The sequence below is a fragment of the Segatella intestinalis genome, assembly GCF_029348455.1.
In the GTDB taxonomy this organism is placed as follows: domain Bacteria; phylum Bacteroidota; class Bacteroidia; order Bacteroidales; family Bacteroidaceae; genus Prevotella.
Genome location: NZ_JARJVV010000003.1, coordinates 209,129 through 224,784 on the forward strand (window position 1 = coordinate 209,129; position 15,656 = coordinate 224,784).

The 15,656-nt window shown below is 51.1% G+C and carries 14 protein-coding genes; 9 read left to right on the forward strand and 5 right to left on the reverse strand.

The annotated features are described in order from the left end of the window. Window positions 1-132 precede the first annotated feature (132 nt). From P3T48_RS02965 to P3T48_RS02985, 5 genes are all read left to right on the forward strand, one after another. Window positions 133-1,539: a C1 family peptidase gene (locus P3T48_RS02965; RefSeq protein ID WP_276505574.1), complete on the forward strand. Its 1,407-nt coding sequence runs from the start codon at window positions 133-135 to the stop codon at window positions 1,537-1,539. Between the two features lie 115 nt (window positions 1,540-1,654). After that, window positions 1,655-2,938, forward strand: coding sequence for an L-cysteine desulfidase family protein (locus P3T48_RS02970; RefSeq protein WP_276505575.1), 1,284 nt, complete (start codon window positions 1,655-1,657; stop codon window positions 2,936-2,938). Window positions 2,939-2,984: 46 nt separating this feature from the next. Next, window positions 2,985-4,469 carry a DUF4832 domain-containing protein gene (locus P3T48_RS02975; protein ID WP_276505576.1) on the forward strand — a complete coding sequence of 495 codons (1,485 nt, stop codon included), beginning with the start codon at window positions 2,985-2,987 and terminating at the stop codon, window positions 4,467-4,469. A 484-nt stretch (window positions 4,470-4,953) separates the two neighbouring features. Beyond that, entirely contained in the window at window positions 4,954-5,634 is a 681-nt protein-coding gene (locus P3T48_RS02980) for an HU family DNA-binding protein (protein ID WP_276505577.1), read from the forward strand. A 196-nt stretch (window positions 5,635-5,830) separates the two neighbouring features. Then, the gene (locus P3T48_RS02985; protein WP_276505578.1) at window positions 5,831-6,067 is read left to right on the forward strand and encodes a hypothetical protein; all 237 of its coding nucleotides are present in this window, start codon (window positions 5,831-5,833) and stop codon (window positions 6,065-6,067) included. 248 nt (window positions 6,068-6,315) lie between these two features. Here P3T48_RS02985 and P3T48_RS02990 read toward each other — a convergent pair whose 3' ends face one another. The 5 genes from P3T48_RS02990 to P3T48_RS03010 form a co-directional block, all read right to left on the reverse strand. Further along, on the reverse strand, window positions 6,316-7,257 hold the full coding sequence (locus tag P3T48_RS02990) for a GNAT family N-acetyltransferase (protein WP_276505579.1): 942 nt from the start codon (window positions 7,255-7,257) through the stop codon (window positions 6,316-6,318). Further along, window positions 7,250-7,708 (reverse strand): sugar 3,4-ketoisomerase, encoded by a 459-nt coding sequence (locus P3T48_RS02995; protein WP_276505580.1) that lies wholly within the window; start codon window positions 7,706-7,708, stop codon window positions 7,250-7,252. The genes P3T48_RS02990 and P3T48_RS02995 overlap by 8 nt, the downstream gene beginning before the upstream one ends. A 3-nt stretch (window positions 7,709-7,711) precedes the next feature. Continuing rightward, window positions 7,712-8,893, reverse strand: a complete 1,182-nt coding sequence (purT, locus tag P3T48_RS03000; RefSeq protein WP_276505581.1) for a formate-dependent phosphoribosylglycinamide formyltransferase — start codon at window positions 8,891-8,893, stop codon at window positions 7,712-7,714. Between the two features lie 54 nt (window positions 8,894-8,947). Continuing rightward, a complete protein-coding gene (locus P3T48_RS03005) occupies window positions 8,948-9,571 on the reverse strand; it encodes a cytidylate kinase-like family protein (protein ID WP_276505582.1) in 624 nt (207 codons plus the stop codon). Window positions 9,572-9,730: 159 nt separating this feature from the next. After that, window positions 9,731-11,137: an MATE family efflux transporter gene (locus P3T48_RS03010; protein ID WP_276505583.1), complete on the reverse strand. Its 1,407-nt coding sequence runs from the start codon at window positions 11,135-11,137 to the stop codon at window positions 9,731-9,733. Between the two features lie 156 nt (window positions 11,138-11,293). On the opposite strand from P3T48_RS03010, the gene P3T48_RS03015 reads away from it, so the two are divergent. The 4 genes from P3T48_RS03015 (at window position 11,294) to P3T48_RS03030 (ending at window position 15,570) form a co-directional block, all read left to right on the forward strand. Then, window positions 11,294-12,700: a S8 family peptidase gene (locus P3T48_RS03015; RefSeq protein WP_276505584.1), complete on the forward strand. Its 1,407-nt coding sequence runs from the start codon at window positions 11,294-11,296 to the stop codon at window positions 12,698-12,700. Between the two features lie 41 nt (window positions 12,701-12,741). Beyond that, window positions 12,742-14,040: an exodeoxyribonuclease VII large subunit gene (gene xseA, locus P3T48_RS03020; protein ID WP_276505585.1), complete on the forward strand. Its 1,299-nt coding sequence runs from the start codon at window positions 12,742-12,744 to the stop codon at window positions 14,038-14,040. 21 nt (window positions 14,041-14,061) lie between these two features. Further along, window positions 14,062-14,256: an exodeoxyribonuclease VII small subunit gene (xseB, locus tag P3T48_RS03025; protein WP_276505586.1), complete on the forward strand. Its 195-nt coding sequence runs from the start codon at window positions 14,062-14,064 to the stop codon at window positions 14,254-14,256. A 297-nt stretch (window positions 14,257-14,553) separates the two neighbouring features. Further along, window positions 14,554-15,570 carry a branched-chain amino acid aminotransferase gene (locus P3T48_RS03030; RefSeq protein WP_217758537.1) on the forward strand — a complete coding sequence of 339 codons (1,017 nt, stop codon included), beginning with the start codon at window positions 14,554-14,556 and terminating at the stop codon, window positions 15,568-15,570. Window positions 15,571-15,656 lie beyond the last annotated feature (86 nt).

Sequence of the window (15,656 nt, forward strand, 5' to 3'; positions counted from 1 at the left end):
TTCATCTCATGAATAACCATGCAAAGGTAGTATTTTTTTTTCAGTATATGTCATTTTTGTCCGTTTTATTTCTGTTTTCCCACATTTTCTTCGTATATTTGCATCCCGACAAATCAATAATATCACAACATAATGAGAAAAAACATCTTCCTTTTAGGAGCCTTGCTGGCCGTTTCAGCCGCCACGATGGCTCAGACCAAGCAGGGAGGCATCTCGGCGCAGATGCTCTCGCAGATCGAGAAAATGCAGAAGACATCGGTTGCCGACAAGGCGCTCTTCAATGCCATCGCTGCCAACAGTATCGACGACTTGGTGAAGAACCGTGCCAATGCCGGTCCTGTTGACACTCACTTCAGCGTGGAGACTCCCGCGCAGCGCATCCACAATCAGAAGAGCTCTGGCCGTTGCTGGATGTTCAGCGGCATGAACGTGCTGCGTGCCAACTTCGCCAAGGCTCATGCCGACTCCCTGACAGTGGAGTTCTCGCAGGACTATCTCTTCTTCTACGACCAGTTGGAGAAGGCCAACCTCATGCTTCAGGGCGTCATCGACCATGCACGCAAGTCCATCGAGGACCCTCAGGTGCAGTTCTTCTTTAAGAGTCCGCTCAACGACGGCGGAACTTTCTGCGGCGTGGCCGACCTGGCAGCCAAGTACGGACTGGTGCCTATGAGCGCGATGCCCGAGACCTATTCGAGCGAGAACACCAACAAGATGAGCCGTCTCGTGGCAAGCAAGCTTCGTGAGTACGGACTGGAGCTTCGCCGCATGGCTGCTGCAGGCAAGAACGCCAAGCAGATAGCGGCCCGCAAGACCGAGATGCTCGCCACCGTCTATCACATGCTATGCCTCACCCTGGGTGAGCCTGTCAAGGAGTTCAGCTACGCCTTCCGCAACAAGGACGGCAAGCAGATGGGTGATGCGAAGACCTATACTCCCAAGAGTTTCTACGACGCTACCGTGGGCAAGGAACTCAACGGCACCTTCATCATGGTGATGAACGATCCACGCCGCCCCTACCACAAGACCTACGAGGTGGAGTACGACCGCCACACCTACGACGGCCACAACTGGAAGTATCTCAACCTGCCTATGGACGAGATTGCCAGCCTCGCCATCGCCTCGCTCAAGGATGGTCGCAAGATGTACTCCAGCTACGATGTGGGCAAGCAGTTCGACCGCAAGCGCGGTTATCTCGACCTCGACAACTATGATTATGCCTCGCTCTTCGGTACCACGTTCCCAATGAACAAGGCCGAGCGCATCAGCACCTTCGACAGCGGTTCTACCCACGCCATGACGCTCACCGCCGTCGACCTCGACGCCAATGGCAAGCCGCTGAAGTGGAAGGTGGAGAACAGCTGGGGCGCCGACAACGGACAGAAGGGCTGTCTCATCATGACCAACCGCTGGTTCAATGAGTACATGTTCCGCCTCGTGGTCGACAAGCAGTATGTTCCTGCCCAGCTCCTCAAGGAGTTCGACCAGAAGCCAGTGATGCTTACAGCCGACGATCCTCTCTTCCAGTTAGAAGACTAATCATCCCAATTTACTCAACTTTCGTACTTACGGAAGTTGAGTAATTTTTTTTTATCATCACTTTTATTCTTTTTTGAATAATTTTCGTACCTTTGCCCCAAAAATAGAGAATATCATGCAAGAAATGAAGACCCGCGAGCGCATCATCGCTCTTGTCAATAAGGAAGTAGTTCCCGCCATCGGCTGCACCGAACCGATGGCTGTGGCGTTGTGTACGGCCAAGGCAGCCACTCTGTTGGGCAAGCGTCCCGACAGCATCGAGGTGTTGCTCAGCCCCAATATGCTTAAGAATGCCATGGGTGTGGGCATTCCCGGCACCGGAATGATCGGCCTGCCCATCGCTGTAGCCTTGGGTGCCCTTATCGGCAAGCCCGAATATGAGCTCGAAGTGCTCAAAGACCTCACCCCCGAAGCTCTGCAGCAGGGCAAGCGCTACATAGAGGATGCCGACATTGACATCAAGCTGAAGCAGGGCATCGTCGAGAAACTCTACATCGAGGTTGTCTGTCATTCGGGTAAAGACCAGGCTGCCGCCATCATCGCGGGCAGCCACACCCACTTTGTCTTTGCCGAGCGCAACGACGAGGTGGTGCTCGACGAGCGACAGCCCGGAGGCGCCGATGAGGACGACGCCGACATACAACTTTCCATGCGCATGGTCTACGACTTCGCCATGACAGCTCCCCTCGACGAGATCAGCTTCATTCTGAAGACCAAGGAGTACAACATGCGGGCAGCCGAGCTCTCCATCAAGGGCAACTACGGCCATTGCTTAGGCAAGACCATGGACCGCCCCATGAGTCACGGCATCTTCGGCAACAGCATCTTCTCGCACATCATCTCGCGCACCGCATCGGCATGCGACGCCCGTATGGGAGGAGCCATGATTCCCGTGATGAGCAACAGCGGCAGCGGCAACCAGGGCATCTGTGCCACCAATCCTGTTGCCGTCTATGCCCTCGAGAACGAGAACACCGAGGAAGAGCTCATCCGAGCCCTCATGCTCAGCCATCTCACCGCCATCTACATTAAGCAGAGCCTCGGCAAGCTGTCGGCGCTGTGCGGTTGCGTGGTGGCGTCCATAGGCAGCAGTTGCGGCATCACTTATCTCATGGGTGGTGACTATCAGCGCATCTGCAACTCGGTGAAGAATATGGTGGCCAACCTTACGGGCATGATCTGCGACGGAGCCAAGCCCAGTTGTTCGCTTAAGATCTCGTCGGGAGTCAGCACCGCTCTGCTCTCCTCGCTGCTCGCCATGGAGGGCCGTTGTGTCACTTCTGCCGAGGGCATCGTCGACGACGATGTAGACCGCTGCATCCACAACCTCACCTCCATCGGTGCCGATGCCATGCGTACCACCGACGACATGGTGCTCAACATCATGACTCATAAGTAACTCCTTAATAAAAAACTTATAAAAGCACTTCGATAATTCCCGAGCAATGAACAGATTTTTTTTGACTCTCCTTGTCCTGCTGGCAAGTCTCAGAATGATGTCGGCAGGGTGGCACGACGTGCCCCTGCAGTCGCAGATAACCCATGTGCAGCCCATGACGGGACTCGTGCTCTGGGAAGACCTTGCCCATCGCCTCTATACCACTTATGGGCAGAGCCATGCCATGGAGTTCGCCTATCTGCCTCCGTGCCGGGTGGTGACGGGATGCGATGATGACGGAACCGTACATTATGACTGGAGCTATCTCGAAACCCTGCTCGATGACATCAAGGGGCGCAGTCATCAGGCAGTGCTACGCTTCTTCTATGAGTATCCCGGCGAGACAATGGTCGACGGCAACGAAGGAACCACAGCCGTGCCAGCCTATATCAAGGCAAGGAGCGACTACCACGAAACCTTCAGCCATACTGGCGACGGGGCCTGCTACTATGCCGACTGGAGCAATGCCGAGCTGAAGCGTTTCACCAAGCAGTTTTATGCCGATTTCGCAGCCCGTTATGCCTCCGATCCCCGCATCGCCTTCATCGAGGTAGGTTTCGGCCATTGGTCGGAGTATCACATTTACGACGGCAGCAATACCAATATTCAGTTGGGCAAGAATTTCCCGACCAAGGAATACCAGAAGGAGTTCTTCCTCCACCTTGCCAGTGTGATGCCCATTCCTTGGGCCATCAGCATCGATGCTGCCAGCACCAAGTATGCCCCCTTCCGCAGCGATGCCGAGCTGAGAGCGTTGCGTTTCGGGCTGTTCGACGACTCGTTCATGCACCAGAACCACGAGCTGAGCTCCGGCGACGGCTACAACGAGCAGTGTTGGCTGAACATGGGCTTCGAAGAGCACTGGCAGACAGGAGTCTGCGGTGGCGAGGTGAGCTATTACACCAAGAACGACCAGTCTGGGTTCACCAATCCTGCTGGTATGTACGGGCACACTTGGGAGGAACAGGCTGCCAAATATCACATCACCTTTATGATAGCCAACAACAATCCGGGTGGCAAGAACGACTACAACAACCCCTCGCGCTTCAAGGAGTGCAGCATGGCTTCGGGCTATCATTTCGAGGTGACGAGATGTCAGACTGATGGCGTTCAGACATGCCTCACTGTGACCAATAAGGGCGTGGCTCCACTCTATCGTGACGCCTACTTTGCCATAGGCATGGTACGTTCAGGAGAGTCTCTTCGTGGATTGTTGCCTGGCGAGAGTCTCGAAGTCACGATTCCCGCCTCTTTGTCATCTGCCGCCGATGGCACACTTCTACATAAGCCCGTCATTGTGAGCGATTATATCCTCGATACACAGCAGATAGAATACGACTGTCGTCTCACGACGACATCCGTTTCTTCCCTCTCTGTTCCTGCCTCTTCCTCCTTGTCTTCCCGTTCGTCTTACAATCTCCGTGGGCAGTCTGTTCCTCGCTCCACGCGAGGCATCGTCATCAGCCGAGGCTGCAAGTTTGTCAATAAGTAGCTGCCTGTCTGTGGATTCCGCTTGGCATTGGGTTGCCTAACTCTCCCAAAGTCGAAAATGACTAATGACTAATGACTAAAAAAATAAGTTGCTCGCTTATATAAAGCTGATGTTTATACACCAAAATTCAAGGTTTGCGTATTCAACACATACACAGCAACTTACAGCACTGTTTCTTGCCCTTTTTGCCCTGTTTTGCTTAACAAGTCATTCTACAAATGAACAAACAGCCGAAAAATGTATTATCTTTGCAGAAGAAAAGCAGCACTCGGCAATTTGAAAGCAAGCTTTCATTGCGCTCGTTTGCATTTTCTTTGCAGCGTCAACCAATGAAAGTGCTCAGGGAGCCTCTCAGGAGGCATCTATTACGACCAATGGCGGTCACAATAGACGACAGGCGCCGGTCATCTATTAAGACCCAAAAGGTGGCATTATCGGGCAGCTGACAAAGTATTAAACTATCATTTCTAAAACCTACAGAACTATGATTAATTACAGCATCGTAAAGCGCAGCGTGAACGCAAACCTCATTGAAATCAACCAGGCAAAGTCACGCATCAACCAGGCAAAGAAGGAGGGCAAGACACCGCAGCCAGCCGACCTCGCACTCGTGAAGACCGAGAAGCAGAACGCCTTCGCCGTCGCACAGTACACCGGAGTGATGAACATCGACAAGTTCTCCCGCCACATCTCAAGCCACGGCAGCGTGTACAGCAGGGCAGACATCGCGGCCATCCTCTACCTCACCGTCGACTGTATGCGAGAGCAGTTGCTTGAGGGCAAGAAGATCCGCCTCGGCGACCTCGGTGACTTCTCCGTTTCTCTTTCCAGCAAGGGTGTGGAGGACCCCAACGCCTTCAATGCTCAGAACATCACTGGCGTGAAGGTGATCTGGGAGCCAGGCGCAGAGTTCAAGTCACTCCGTGACGACGCAGAGTTCAACCTCGTTGCATCCCGTGACGCACAGGCTGCCGTCATCAAGGCCATCAAGCAGGGCAAGGACAACGTAGACATCAGCAAGCCTGCCTCTCCATCTACTGGCGGCACTACCGAAGGCGGCGGTTCTCAGACTGGCGGCGGCTCTCAGACTGGCGGTAACACCGACAACACCCAGGGTGGCGGCGGCTCTCAGACCGAAGGCGGCGGTACTGGTGACGGAGAATAATTTTTAGTCAAGAGTATTTTTAGTCAAGAATTTGAGAAACAGAGAATTAACGTTCACCGCGCGTAGCGGATAGGAATCAGAGAAAAATTCTTAAATTGGCTTCCCCTTCGGACGCCGAACGTTGTTTCTCAAATTCTTGACAAAGACAAAAATCTTCTTGACAAAAATAAATCTTTCTTGATAAATACTTAGATTGATGAAAACATTCTATGTCTCGCTCATTCTTTCCATCCTTCTTCTCGTAGGTGGATTCCTGAGCCCTCCATTAGGAATAATCGACAGCAGTGTCCTTTTCGCCGTAGGACTCCTCTTCGCATTTGCCACTCTTGCCCTGCTTCCCCAAATGCTTGCAGCCATTGCCCAGGGCCGCACCTTCCGCCTCACGAAGGGCGACTTGACAGCAGAGGTGACAAGCAACTCTGGTGAAACGTGACAGGAAAATCTAATTCAATCAGGCTCGCTCCATAAGGGGTGAGCCTGAATTTTTGTATTTAGTCATTAGTCATTTTTGTCAAAGTCATTTTTGTCATTTTCGACTTTTGATGACCTTTTGCAAGATTTAGTCATTAGTCATTTTCGATTTTGAAGAAATGTTACTCAACTTCCGTATATGAGTAAGGTGTTATAAAATAAAAGGAGTCAACATGATTGACTCCTTTTTTATGGTTCTTGTCGTGCAGATTATAATTCCCATTCGTAGGTGTCGTAAACCACGCCTCTTCCTCCGAAACCTTCTTTCTGATAGATGAGGCTGGCATTGAGCACCTTTCCTCCTTCTTCATTGGATGTTCCGAAATCGAAATATTTGCAGTCCTTATACCTTATTTTAATGAGATCCTGAAACAATGCGTCGAGTGCATGCGACTGCTTTCCTTCTTCTGATGCGGAGATGTACTGCGTGTGGACCACTTTCCTGCTGATGTATAAAACGGTTCCGCCTAACATCTTGCCTGTTTCTGCTCGGGCAACATACAACTTGATGTTGTCTGGGAAAGATGCTTTCAATCTGAGCATCTCTTGCAGGGTATGAACGGGATGGGCATGATAGGTGTTCATCAGGTTTTCGGTTAAGATGCTCCAGAAGGTTGCGTAATCCTCGCTTTCTTCTATGTGGATTCCCTTTTCCTGGGCTTTCCTTGCACCCGACTTCCTGATGTTGTACCATTTAGGCGGATGCTTCATGTCGATGACTGCCGCTATGTTCCTGACGCAGATTTGCGCATGGCATTCCTTGAAGAGGGCGTAGAGGTCTTCTTCGGCTGGCTGTTGCTGGTAAATCCAGGGAATAGGTTTGTAGATACATTTTCGGAAACCTGCCTGCTTCAGGTAGGTGTTGATGGCAACGAATACCTGACAGATGTCTTCTGCAGAGGCATGTTCGGTAGTGAGCAGTCCTGCATAGGTGAGCCCCTGATGAGAAAAGAATGTATCTCCGGCTTCATTGGCGGGAAGCAGAGCGTAGAGCTTGCCGTTGCGGAATATCATGAGCGAATGGTCATGAAAGCGGTCGCTGTGATAGTCCATGTAGGAGCGGTTGAGAAGGAAGGTGGCATTGCGTGCCTGTTCTACATGAACATTCCAAACTTCCTTGTCTGCTTCGCTGTATCTCTTTATCTCAAACATGTTTCTTGAATGATTTGTTCTCTGTAGTTGAGTGGGAAAGACTGTTTTTCGTATTGATGAATCTGAGGTATTCATCGTATTCGCGAATGTAGTCTTCTTCTTCAAACTTGTGGGAGGCAAGTACCAGGCAAAGGGAGCCGGAAGAGAAATCATCCAGTGTCCGCCAGATATTGACATCTACGAACAGGCCTTCCCAAGGATGGTTGAGATGATAGGTCTTCTTCTGCTCTCCGTCATCGAGCGTGACGGAGAAGGAACCGTTGGCTGCAATGATGAATTCCTGACATTCCTTGTGGGCATGGCCCCCACGGCTTTCTCCGCCCGGAACGTCGTAGGTCCAGTAGGCACGGGCAATGGCAAAGGGAATGTTTGTCTCTCCCTCTGCCACTGTCAGGTTGCCTCTTGGGTCGAATATCTTGGGTAATGTGATGATTCTTCCTAATTCTTTCATGTCTTATTTCTTCATGTATGGGTCTGTGCCGAGTACGGTCTTAGCCAGACGTTTTGCCTTGTCGCGCAGGGCATTCAGGTCGTCGCCCTTCTCGCCGTAGCAGAGAACGACTCCCATGCGGCGGCCTACGTGAGCCTCTGGCTTGCCGAAGATGCGGATGCGGGTGTGGTCTTCCTTCAGGGCATCTATGAGGTTGTAGTGCAATGGCTCGGTGCTCTCTTCGGGTGAGAGGATGACGGCTGAACAGCCGATGTGCTCGAGATGGATGCCGGCGATAGGCAAGCCCATGACGGCACGGAAGTGAAGCTCGAACTCGCTCAGGTTGGTGGTGTGACCCAGGGTTACCATACCTGTATCGTGTGGACGTGGACTCAACTCAGAGAAGATGACTTCGCCCTGTTTGCTCAGGAAGAACTCTACGCCCCAAAGTCCGGCACCGGTAAGGGCCTTGGTGACTTCGGCTGCTATGTGCTGGGCCTTCTTCAGGGCTTCCTCCGGAAGCTGGAAAGGTTGCCAACTCTCACGATAATCGCCGCCTTTCTGTACGTGGCCGATAGGTGGGCAGAAGAGGGTAGGGCCGTCTTTCTGTGTGACGGTGAGGAGTGTGAACTCAGAATCGAAGTCGATGAATTCTTCGATGATTACTTCCTTGACGTCGCCACGGCCTTCCTCCATGGCTTCCTTGTATGCTTCTACCAGCTCGTCGTCGTTGTGAACATAGCTTTGTCCGTGACCGCTGGAACTCATCAGTGGCTTCACTACGCATGGGAAGCCGATCTCGTCGGCTGCGTTCTTAAACTCCTCGAAGGTCTTGGCATAGAAATACTTGGCTGTGCGCAGTCCCAGTTCCTTGGCTGCCAGGTCGCGGATGGCACGGCGGTTCATGGTGTAGTTGACGGCGCGTGCTGAAGGCACAACCTGAATGCCCTCTTTCTCGAAGTCGAAGAGTCGCTCGGTGCGGATGGCTTCAATCTCGGGCACGATGATGTCTGGACGATGTTTCTCTACCACTGCGGTCAATGCGTCGCCATCGAGCATCGAGAACACTTCTCGCTCGTCGGCTACTTGCATGGCTGGTGCATTGTCATACTTGTCGCAAGCGATGACGTATTGTCCTGCGCGCTTTGCGGCGATGGTAAACTCCTTGCCCAGTTCGCCTGAGCCCAAAAGCATAATCTTCTTCATTTATATGATGTTTAATGTTTTATGTCCCTAAATTTAATCACTAATCACTAATGATTAATCACTAACTCCGAACTTTTTTCTGATAAATTCTGCGATAAACTTCTCTGTCTCTTCTATTCCCAGATGGCTGCTGTTGATGCAGAGGTCGTAGCTCTCGCTGTGCCCCCACTTCTTGCCTGTATAGTAATCGTAGTAGGAGGCACGCTGCTCCTCGTGGTTCTCGATGAACTTGCGGGCGGCGGCTCTGTCGATATTCTTTCGCTTGCACACGGCCTTGATGCGGTCGTCGATGTTGGCGGTGATGAAGATGTTGATCACGTTCTTGTAATCGCGCAGCACATAGTCGGCAGTACGGCCTACGAAAACGCAGTTGCCCTCGTCGGCTGCCTTCTTGATGGCATCGCTCTGAAACTTGTACAGTCCTTCCTGCGAGAAGTCGTTGTGATAGAAATTGTTGTCGCTCAGGAAAGGCAGATGGGTGTGGAAGAGAGACTTGAAGAATCCCTTCTGCTCATCGTTCTGCTCGAAGAATTTCTCGGAGAATCCGCTCTCCTTGGCTGCCAGGTTGAGCAGCTCACGGTCGTAGCACTTGCAACCGAAATCCTTTGCCAACTTCTCTGCGATGATGTGTCCGCCACTGCCTATCTGTCGGCCCACGTTTATAATTATCTTAGTCATAAGGTATTATTTTTTGTAGAATGTATATTTATTGAATTGAACTTTAGTAAGTTCTGGAGTTAAGGAGTTAAGGAGTTATCGCTCCCTTCGGTCGCTGAGGAGTTAAGACAACAGCTTTTGTGGACTTGAGATTAAACATTGCCCTCCAAGGCATTTGTCTTAACTCCTTAACTCCTTAACTTCTTTAACTCCTTGACTTCTTAACTTCTCGTTCTCCTTGTGCATTCTCTTCAGCTTGTTCATGTATCTCATCAACACGACTCCGGCAATGACTGCAGCCGAGAAATCGGAGACAGGCATACTGTACCATACGCCGTCGATATCCCATATTATCGGCAGGAATGCCAGAAGCGGCAGGAGGATGAGCAACTGTCTCGACAGGGAGAGGAAGATGCTGATCTTTACCTTTCCGATGCACTGGAAGAAATTGGTGATGACCATCTGGAATCCGATGACCGGGAAGCAGACCATCACCACTCTGATGGCCTTGATGCCCAAGTCTATCAGCGTCTTGTCTGTAGTAAACAGTCGTGCGCAATAATAGGGTAGGAACATGGCTATCAGCCAGCCCGTCACCATGATGGCTGTGGCTGCAAGGATGCTGAGGTTCAGCACGCGCATCAGTCGGTCTATCTTCTGCGCGCCATAGTTGTAACCGGCGATAGGTTGCATGCCTTGGTTGACGCCGAGCACGAACATGATGAACACCATCGCAATACCATTGGCTATTCCGTAGGCTCCCACGGAGAGGTCGCCTCCGAACCGCACCAGCTGGTTGTTGATGAAGATGACGATGATGCAGGCGCACACGTTCATCAGGAAGGGCGAGATGCCTATGGCGAGAATGTTGTCTACGAGTTTGCGCTTCAGTTTGTAGATGCCTTTCTTGAAGTGGAGCAGCTCGCTCTTGTTGCTGAAGAGTTTGAATTGCCAGCACAGCGCCATCAGCTGCGACAGGATGGTGGCAATGGCGGCTCCCTGTATTCCCCATTTGAAGACGATGATGAAGAGGGCATCCAGTATCACGTTCATCACCACCGTGAAGATGGTGGCATACATGGCTTGCCGTGGCTTGCTCGCTGCTCGGAGCAGGGCATTCATGCCAAAGTACATGTGGCTCACCACGTTGCCCAACAGGATGATGACCATATACTCGTGAGCATAGATCAGCGTCTGGTCGCTGGCTCCGAAGAACCGAAGGATGGGGTCGAGGAAGAGCAGACAGATGATACTCAGTCCGATACCGATGATGAGATTAAGCGATATCGTGTTGCCTAATATGTTCTGGGCTGTGGCGTAGTCTTTCTGGCCCAGTTTCACACTGATGGCTGTTGAGGCTCCCACGCCGACACCGGCTCCAAAGGCTGCCGTGAGGTTCATAAAGGGGAAGGTGATGGCAAGACCGGAGATGGCCATGGCTCCTACTCCCTGACCGATAAACACGCGGTCTACGATGTTGTAGAGCGAGGCTGCCGTCATCGCTATCATGGCGGGAAGGGCATATTGTATAAGCAATTTACCCACAGGCTTGGTGCCTAATTCTAATGTTGCTTGCTTATTTTCCATGTTGCAAAATTACAAAAAAATATTGATACCTTGTCCGTTCTGTCCGAAAAAGTTGCCTCGATGATGACAAATGGACAAAAATATGACTTTTCGTTTGGCTATGTCGCAAGAAAAACTTACTTTTGCATCTTGTGACTAAATCCTTTTTCGAAGCAAATGAAACAAGCTGTACTTATATTCCTGCTGGTGGCATGGGGCATTCTGGCTCCTGCCCGCATAGCTGACACCAACCTGGTGTCTTTCCCCGGTGGCAAGTGCTTGATGTACCGCATCTATCTGCAGGACAAAGACCTCGAACATAACCCCTTCTCGATCGACAGACCTGAGGAGTTTCTCTCTTCACGCTCGATCGAAAGACGCAAGCGACAGAAGCTGGCTGTCGACCTTACCGATCTGCCTGTGGCTCCTGCCTATGTGGAGGCTGTGAGCCAAGCCGGGGTGGAGATTGTGGGGAGGAGCAAGTGGAACAACACCCTGCTGGTGCGTGTTCATAAGGAGAAGCAGCTCAGGCGACTGCAGGAACTGCCCTTCATTACGCGCAAGGTGAAGGTCTTTTCCTCGCCCGACTCGGTGAGTCAGCGCAAACGTACTTCCTTCCGTAAGGAACTGAGTCCCTGGGAGAGCAATGACGAGGCTTATGGTTCGGCCGATGCGCAGATTTCGTCTTTGGGTGGCAAGCGACTGCACGACAGTGGGTTTCGTGGCAAGGGCATGATGATAGCCGTCTTCGATGGGGGCTTTATGAATGTCGACAAGATTCCGGCTTTTCATGGCATCCGGCTGGCTGGACTGAAGGATTTCGTGGTTCCTCCCTCTGATAATATCTTCTCAGAGATGGAGCACGGCACGATGGTGCTTTCTGTCATGGCTGCCAATGCGCCGAATTATTATGTAGGTGTGGCTCCCGAGGCCTCCTATCTCTTGGTGCGCTGCGAGGACGAGCGTACGGAGAGTCTTGCCGAGGAAGACTACTGGGCCGAGGCTGCCGAATATGCCGACAGTGTGGGGGTAGACGTCATCAATTCTTCTTTGGGATATCATGATTTCGATGATGCCTCTACGAGTCATCGTTATGCCGAGCAGGACGGACAGACGGCGCTCATCTCGCATACTGCCTCTATGTTGGCAGACAAAGGTATTGTCTGCGTCAATTCGGCTGGCAATGACGGTATGGGAACCTGGAAACGCATCAACTTTCCTGCCGATGCCAAGGATATTATCACTGTGGGCAGTGTCAATCCGCAAGGTGTCAATGCTCCCTTCAGTGCTGTCGGTCCTACTGCCGACGGTCGCATCAAGCCCGATGTGATGGCGATGGGAAGTCCTACTTCTGTCATAACAGGACGTGGAAGCATTATCAACGACAATGGCACGTCTTTCTCCTCGCCCCTCGTGGCTGGCATGGTGGCTTGCCTGTGGCAGGCTTTCCCGCACAAGTCTGCCCGACAGATCATCAAACTCGTCAGGTTGGCAGGCAATAATCAGCAGCATCCCGATAATATCTATGGATATGGTGTGCCCGACTTCTGGAAAGCTTACCTGACAGGGAAAGCGATGAAGTAGGCACGGAGATAAAAATAATTCAGTGCCAAAAATATAAGAGTATGAAGCAAAGATTATCTCTCTATGAATTGAACTCGATGGTTCGTGATGCACTTTCGATGACTCTGCCCGACAGTTATTGGGTAGAGGCGGAACTGTCGGAGGTGCGCGAGGGGTATGGAGGTCATTGCTACATGGAACTGATAGAGAAGGAAGAACGCTCCAATACACCCATAGCCAAGGCTCATGCTGCCTGCTGGCGTAACCGCTGGATAAGCATACGCCCGCAGTTTGAGCAGGTGACAGGACAAAGGCTTCATGCCGGAATGAAGGTCCTTCTCAAGGTGCATGCCCAGTTCCACGAGAACTATGGCTTCTCATGGATCGTCGACGACATAGACCCCAACTATACGATGGGAGATATGGCTCGCAAGCGACAGGAAATCATCCGGACGCTGAAAGAAGAAGGTGTCTTCGATTTGCAGAAGGAACTGGCTCTCCCGATGTTCTGCCAGCGCATTGCGGTAGTGTCGAGTGCCACGGCTGCCGGTTATGGCGATTTCTGCAATCAACTTGCCGGCAACGATTATGGCTTGCAGTTCAAGACGGGCCTTTTTGCTGCCACTATGCAGGGCGAGGGCGTAGAGCAAAGTGTCATCGCTGCCCTCAACCGTATTGATGCCGAATATGAGGATTGGGATTGTGTGGTCATCATCCGTGGCGGTGGTGCTACCAGCGATCTCTCTGGGTTCGACACCCTTGCATTGGCAGAGAATGTGGCCAACTTCCCCTTGCCGATAATCACAGGTATAGGACATGAGCGAGACGAGAGTGTTCTCGACATGATCTCCTTCCGGAAGGTGAAGACGCCGACGGCTGCTGCCGCCTTTCTGGTTCAGCACCTCACGGATGTGTATGTCAGGGTGATGGAGGCGCAGGAAACGATTGTGCAAAACGTGAAGCACCGCTTGCAAGTGGAGAAGATGCGGCTTGACCGTCTGAACAAAAGTATTCCTGTGCAGTTCTCTTTGGTGAAGACCCGCCAGGGAGCATATATCGACCGCCTGATGAACCGTCTCTCGCAGCAAGTGCTGTCTAAGGTGGCTGATGCGCAACGTAAGTTGGAGATTCTCTCGCAGAATGTGCAGCCTGTCCTCGAAAGGAAGATGATGAGTGAGAGTCATCGCCTGCAGATGCTGGAACAGCGCATCAGGTCGCAGGACCCGGAACTGCTCTTGAAGCGCGGATACAGTATCACGCTGAAAAACGGCAAGAGTATTCGCTCGGCTTCGCTGTTGACATCTGGTGACGTTATCATTACGAGATTCGCCGAAGGCACCGTCAAGTCGAAAGTGGAATAGTAACATTAAAACATACAAACAATGGAAAACAATGAAATGAAATACGAAAAAGCGGTCTGCGAACTGGAGGAGATCGTGGACAAGATGGAGCGCGATGAGTTGGACATCGACCAACTGTCCGAACAACTGAAGCGTGCCAAGGTTTTGGTGAAACTCTGCAAGGATAAACTCACTAAGACGGACGAGGAAATCAAAAAGTTGCTGAGTGAAGAATAGGGTGAAGTTAAAGGAGTTAAGGAGTTAAGGAGTTAAGGAGTTAAAGGAGTTAAGACAAATGCTTTGAAGGGCAATGTTTAATTTCAAGTTCACAAAAGCTGTTGTCTTAACTCCTCAGCGACCGAAGGGAGCGATAACTCCTTAACTTCTTAACTCCTCAAAAAGATAACTCCTTGACATGCGAAACTTCAATAAGCTGACTATTTTACTAAATATTAGACAAAAAAGTTGCAGATTAACGGATTATTTTGTACTTTTGCAGCTAAATATAAGTAGAACATTAAAAAAGTAAATGTTATGAAAGACTTGGATTGGTCTAATCTGTCGTTTGGCTATCGCCAGACCGATTACAATGTTCGCTGCTACTATCGCAACGGAAAATGGGGCGAAATAGAAGTTTGCTCTGATGAGTATCTCAAACTGCACATGGCTGCTACCTGCCTTCACTATGGACAGGAAGCATTCGAAGGCCTGAAGGCTTATCGCTGTCCTGACGGCAAGGTGCGCGTATTCCGTATGGATGAGAATGCTGCTCGCTTGCAGAGTACATGCCGTGGCATTATGATGCCTGAGGTGCCTACTGAGATGTTTGAGGAAATGGTAAAGAAGGTGGTTCGACTCAACCAGGAGTGGATTCCTACCTATGAGAGTGGTGCTACACTCTATATCCGTCCGCTCCTCATCGGTACCAGCGCACAGGTGGGTGTTCATCCTGCCACAGAGTATTGCTTCCTCATTTTCGTCACTCCTGTAGGTCCTTACTTCAAGGGTGGTTTCTCTACCAACCCTTACGTCATCATTCGTGATTTCGACCGCTCTGCTCCTCTCGGAACAGGTATATATAAGGTGGGTGGCAACTATGCAGCTTCTCTCAGAGCCAACAATATTGCTCACGAGAAGGGCTATGCATGCGAGTTCTATCTCGATGCCAAGGAGAAGAAGTACATGGACGAGTGTGGTGCTGCCAACTTCTTTGGCATTAAGAACAATACCTACGTGACACCTAAGAGTACATCTATCCTCCCATCTATCACCAACAAGAGCTTGATGCAGTTGGCTGAAGACCTCGGTATGAAGGTGGAGCGCCGTCAGATTCCTGAGGACGAGCTCGATACATTCGAGGAGGCTGGTGCCTGCGGAACTGCTGCGGTAATCAGTCCTATCAGCTATATCGACGACCTCGATACTGGCAAGCGCTATAACTTTGGCGATAAACCTGGTCCTATCTCCAAGCACCTGTACGACACCCTCCGTGGTATTCAGTATGGCACCATCGAGGACAAGCATGGCTGGACCACAGTTGTTATCGAATAACATTCCGAAAGTTCAAAAGTTAAGGGCACTCATGTCAGATAAGTCTGGCAAGAGTGCCCTTTTTTCATAAAAAATCTGTAACTTTG

What these genes read in the sequence shown, in the direction of transcription:
- P3T48_RS02965 (WP_276505574.1), top strand. Translation starts at nt 133, where the DNA reads ATGAGAAAAAACATCTTCCTTTTAGGAGCCTTGCTGGCCGTTTCAGCC.
- P3T48_RS02970 (WP_276505575.1), top strand. Translation starts at nt 1,655, where the DNA reads ATGCAAGAAATGAAGACCCGCGAGCGCATCATCGCTCTTGTCAATAAG.
- P3T48_RS02975 (WP_276505576.1), top strand. Translation starts at nt 2,985, where the DNA reads ATGAACAGATTTTTTTTGACTCTCCTTGTCCTGCTGGCAAGTCTCAGA.
- P3T48_RS02980 (WP_276505577.1), top strand. Translation starts at nt 4,954, where the DNA reads ATGATTAATTACAGCATCGTAAAGCGCAGCGTGAACGCAAACCTCATT.
- P3T48_RS02985 (WP_276505578.1), top strand. Translation starts at nt 5,831, where the DNA reads ATGAAAACATTCTATGTCTCGCTCATTCTTTCCATCCTTCTTCTCGTA.
- P3T48_RS02990 (WP_276505579.1), bottom strand. Translation starts at nt 7,257, where the DNA reads ATGTTTGAGATAAAGAGATACAGCGAAGCAGACAAGGAAGTTTGGAAT.
- P3T48_RS02995 (WP_276505580.1), bottom strand. Translation starts at nt 7,708, where the DNA reads ATGAAAGAATTAGGAAGAATCATCACATTACCCAAGATATTCGACCCA.
- purT (WP_276505581.1), bottom strand. Translation starts at nt 8,893, where the DNA reads ATGAAGAAGATTATGCTTTTGGGCTCAGGCGAACTGGGCAAGGAGTTT.
- P3T48_RS03005 (WP_276505582.1), bottom strand. Translation starts at nt 9,571, where the DNA reads ATGACTAAGATAATTATAAACGTGGGCCGACAGATAGGCAGTGGCGGA.
- P3T48_RS03010 (WP_276505583.1), bottom strand. Translation starts at nt 11,137, where the DNA reads ATGGAAAATAAGCAAGCAACATTAGAATTAGGCACCAAGCCTGTGGGT.
- P3T48_RS03015 (WP_276505584.1), top strand. Translation starts at nt 11,294, where the DNA reads ATGAAACAAGCTGTACTTATATTCCTGCTGGTGGCATGGGGCATTCTG.
- xseA (WP_276505585.1), top strand. Translation starts at nt 12,742, where the DNA reads ATGAAGCAAAGATTATCTCTCTATGAATTGAACTCGATGGTTCGTGAT.
- xseB (WP_276505586.1), top strand. Translation starts at nt 14,062, where the DNA reads ATGGAAAACAATGAAATGAAATACGAAAAAGCGGTCTGCGAACTGGAG.
- P3T48_RS03030 (WP_217758537.1), top strand. Translation starts at nt 14,554, where the DNA reads ATGAAAGACTTGGATTGGTCTAATCTGTCGTTTGGCTATCGCCAGACC.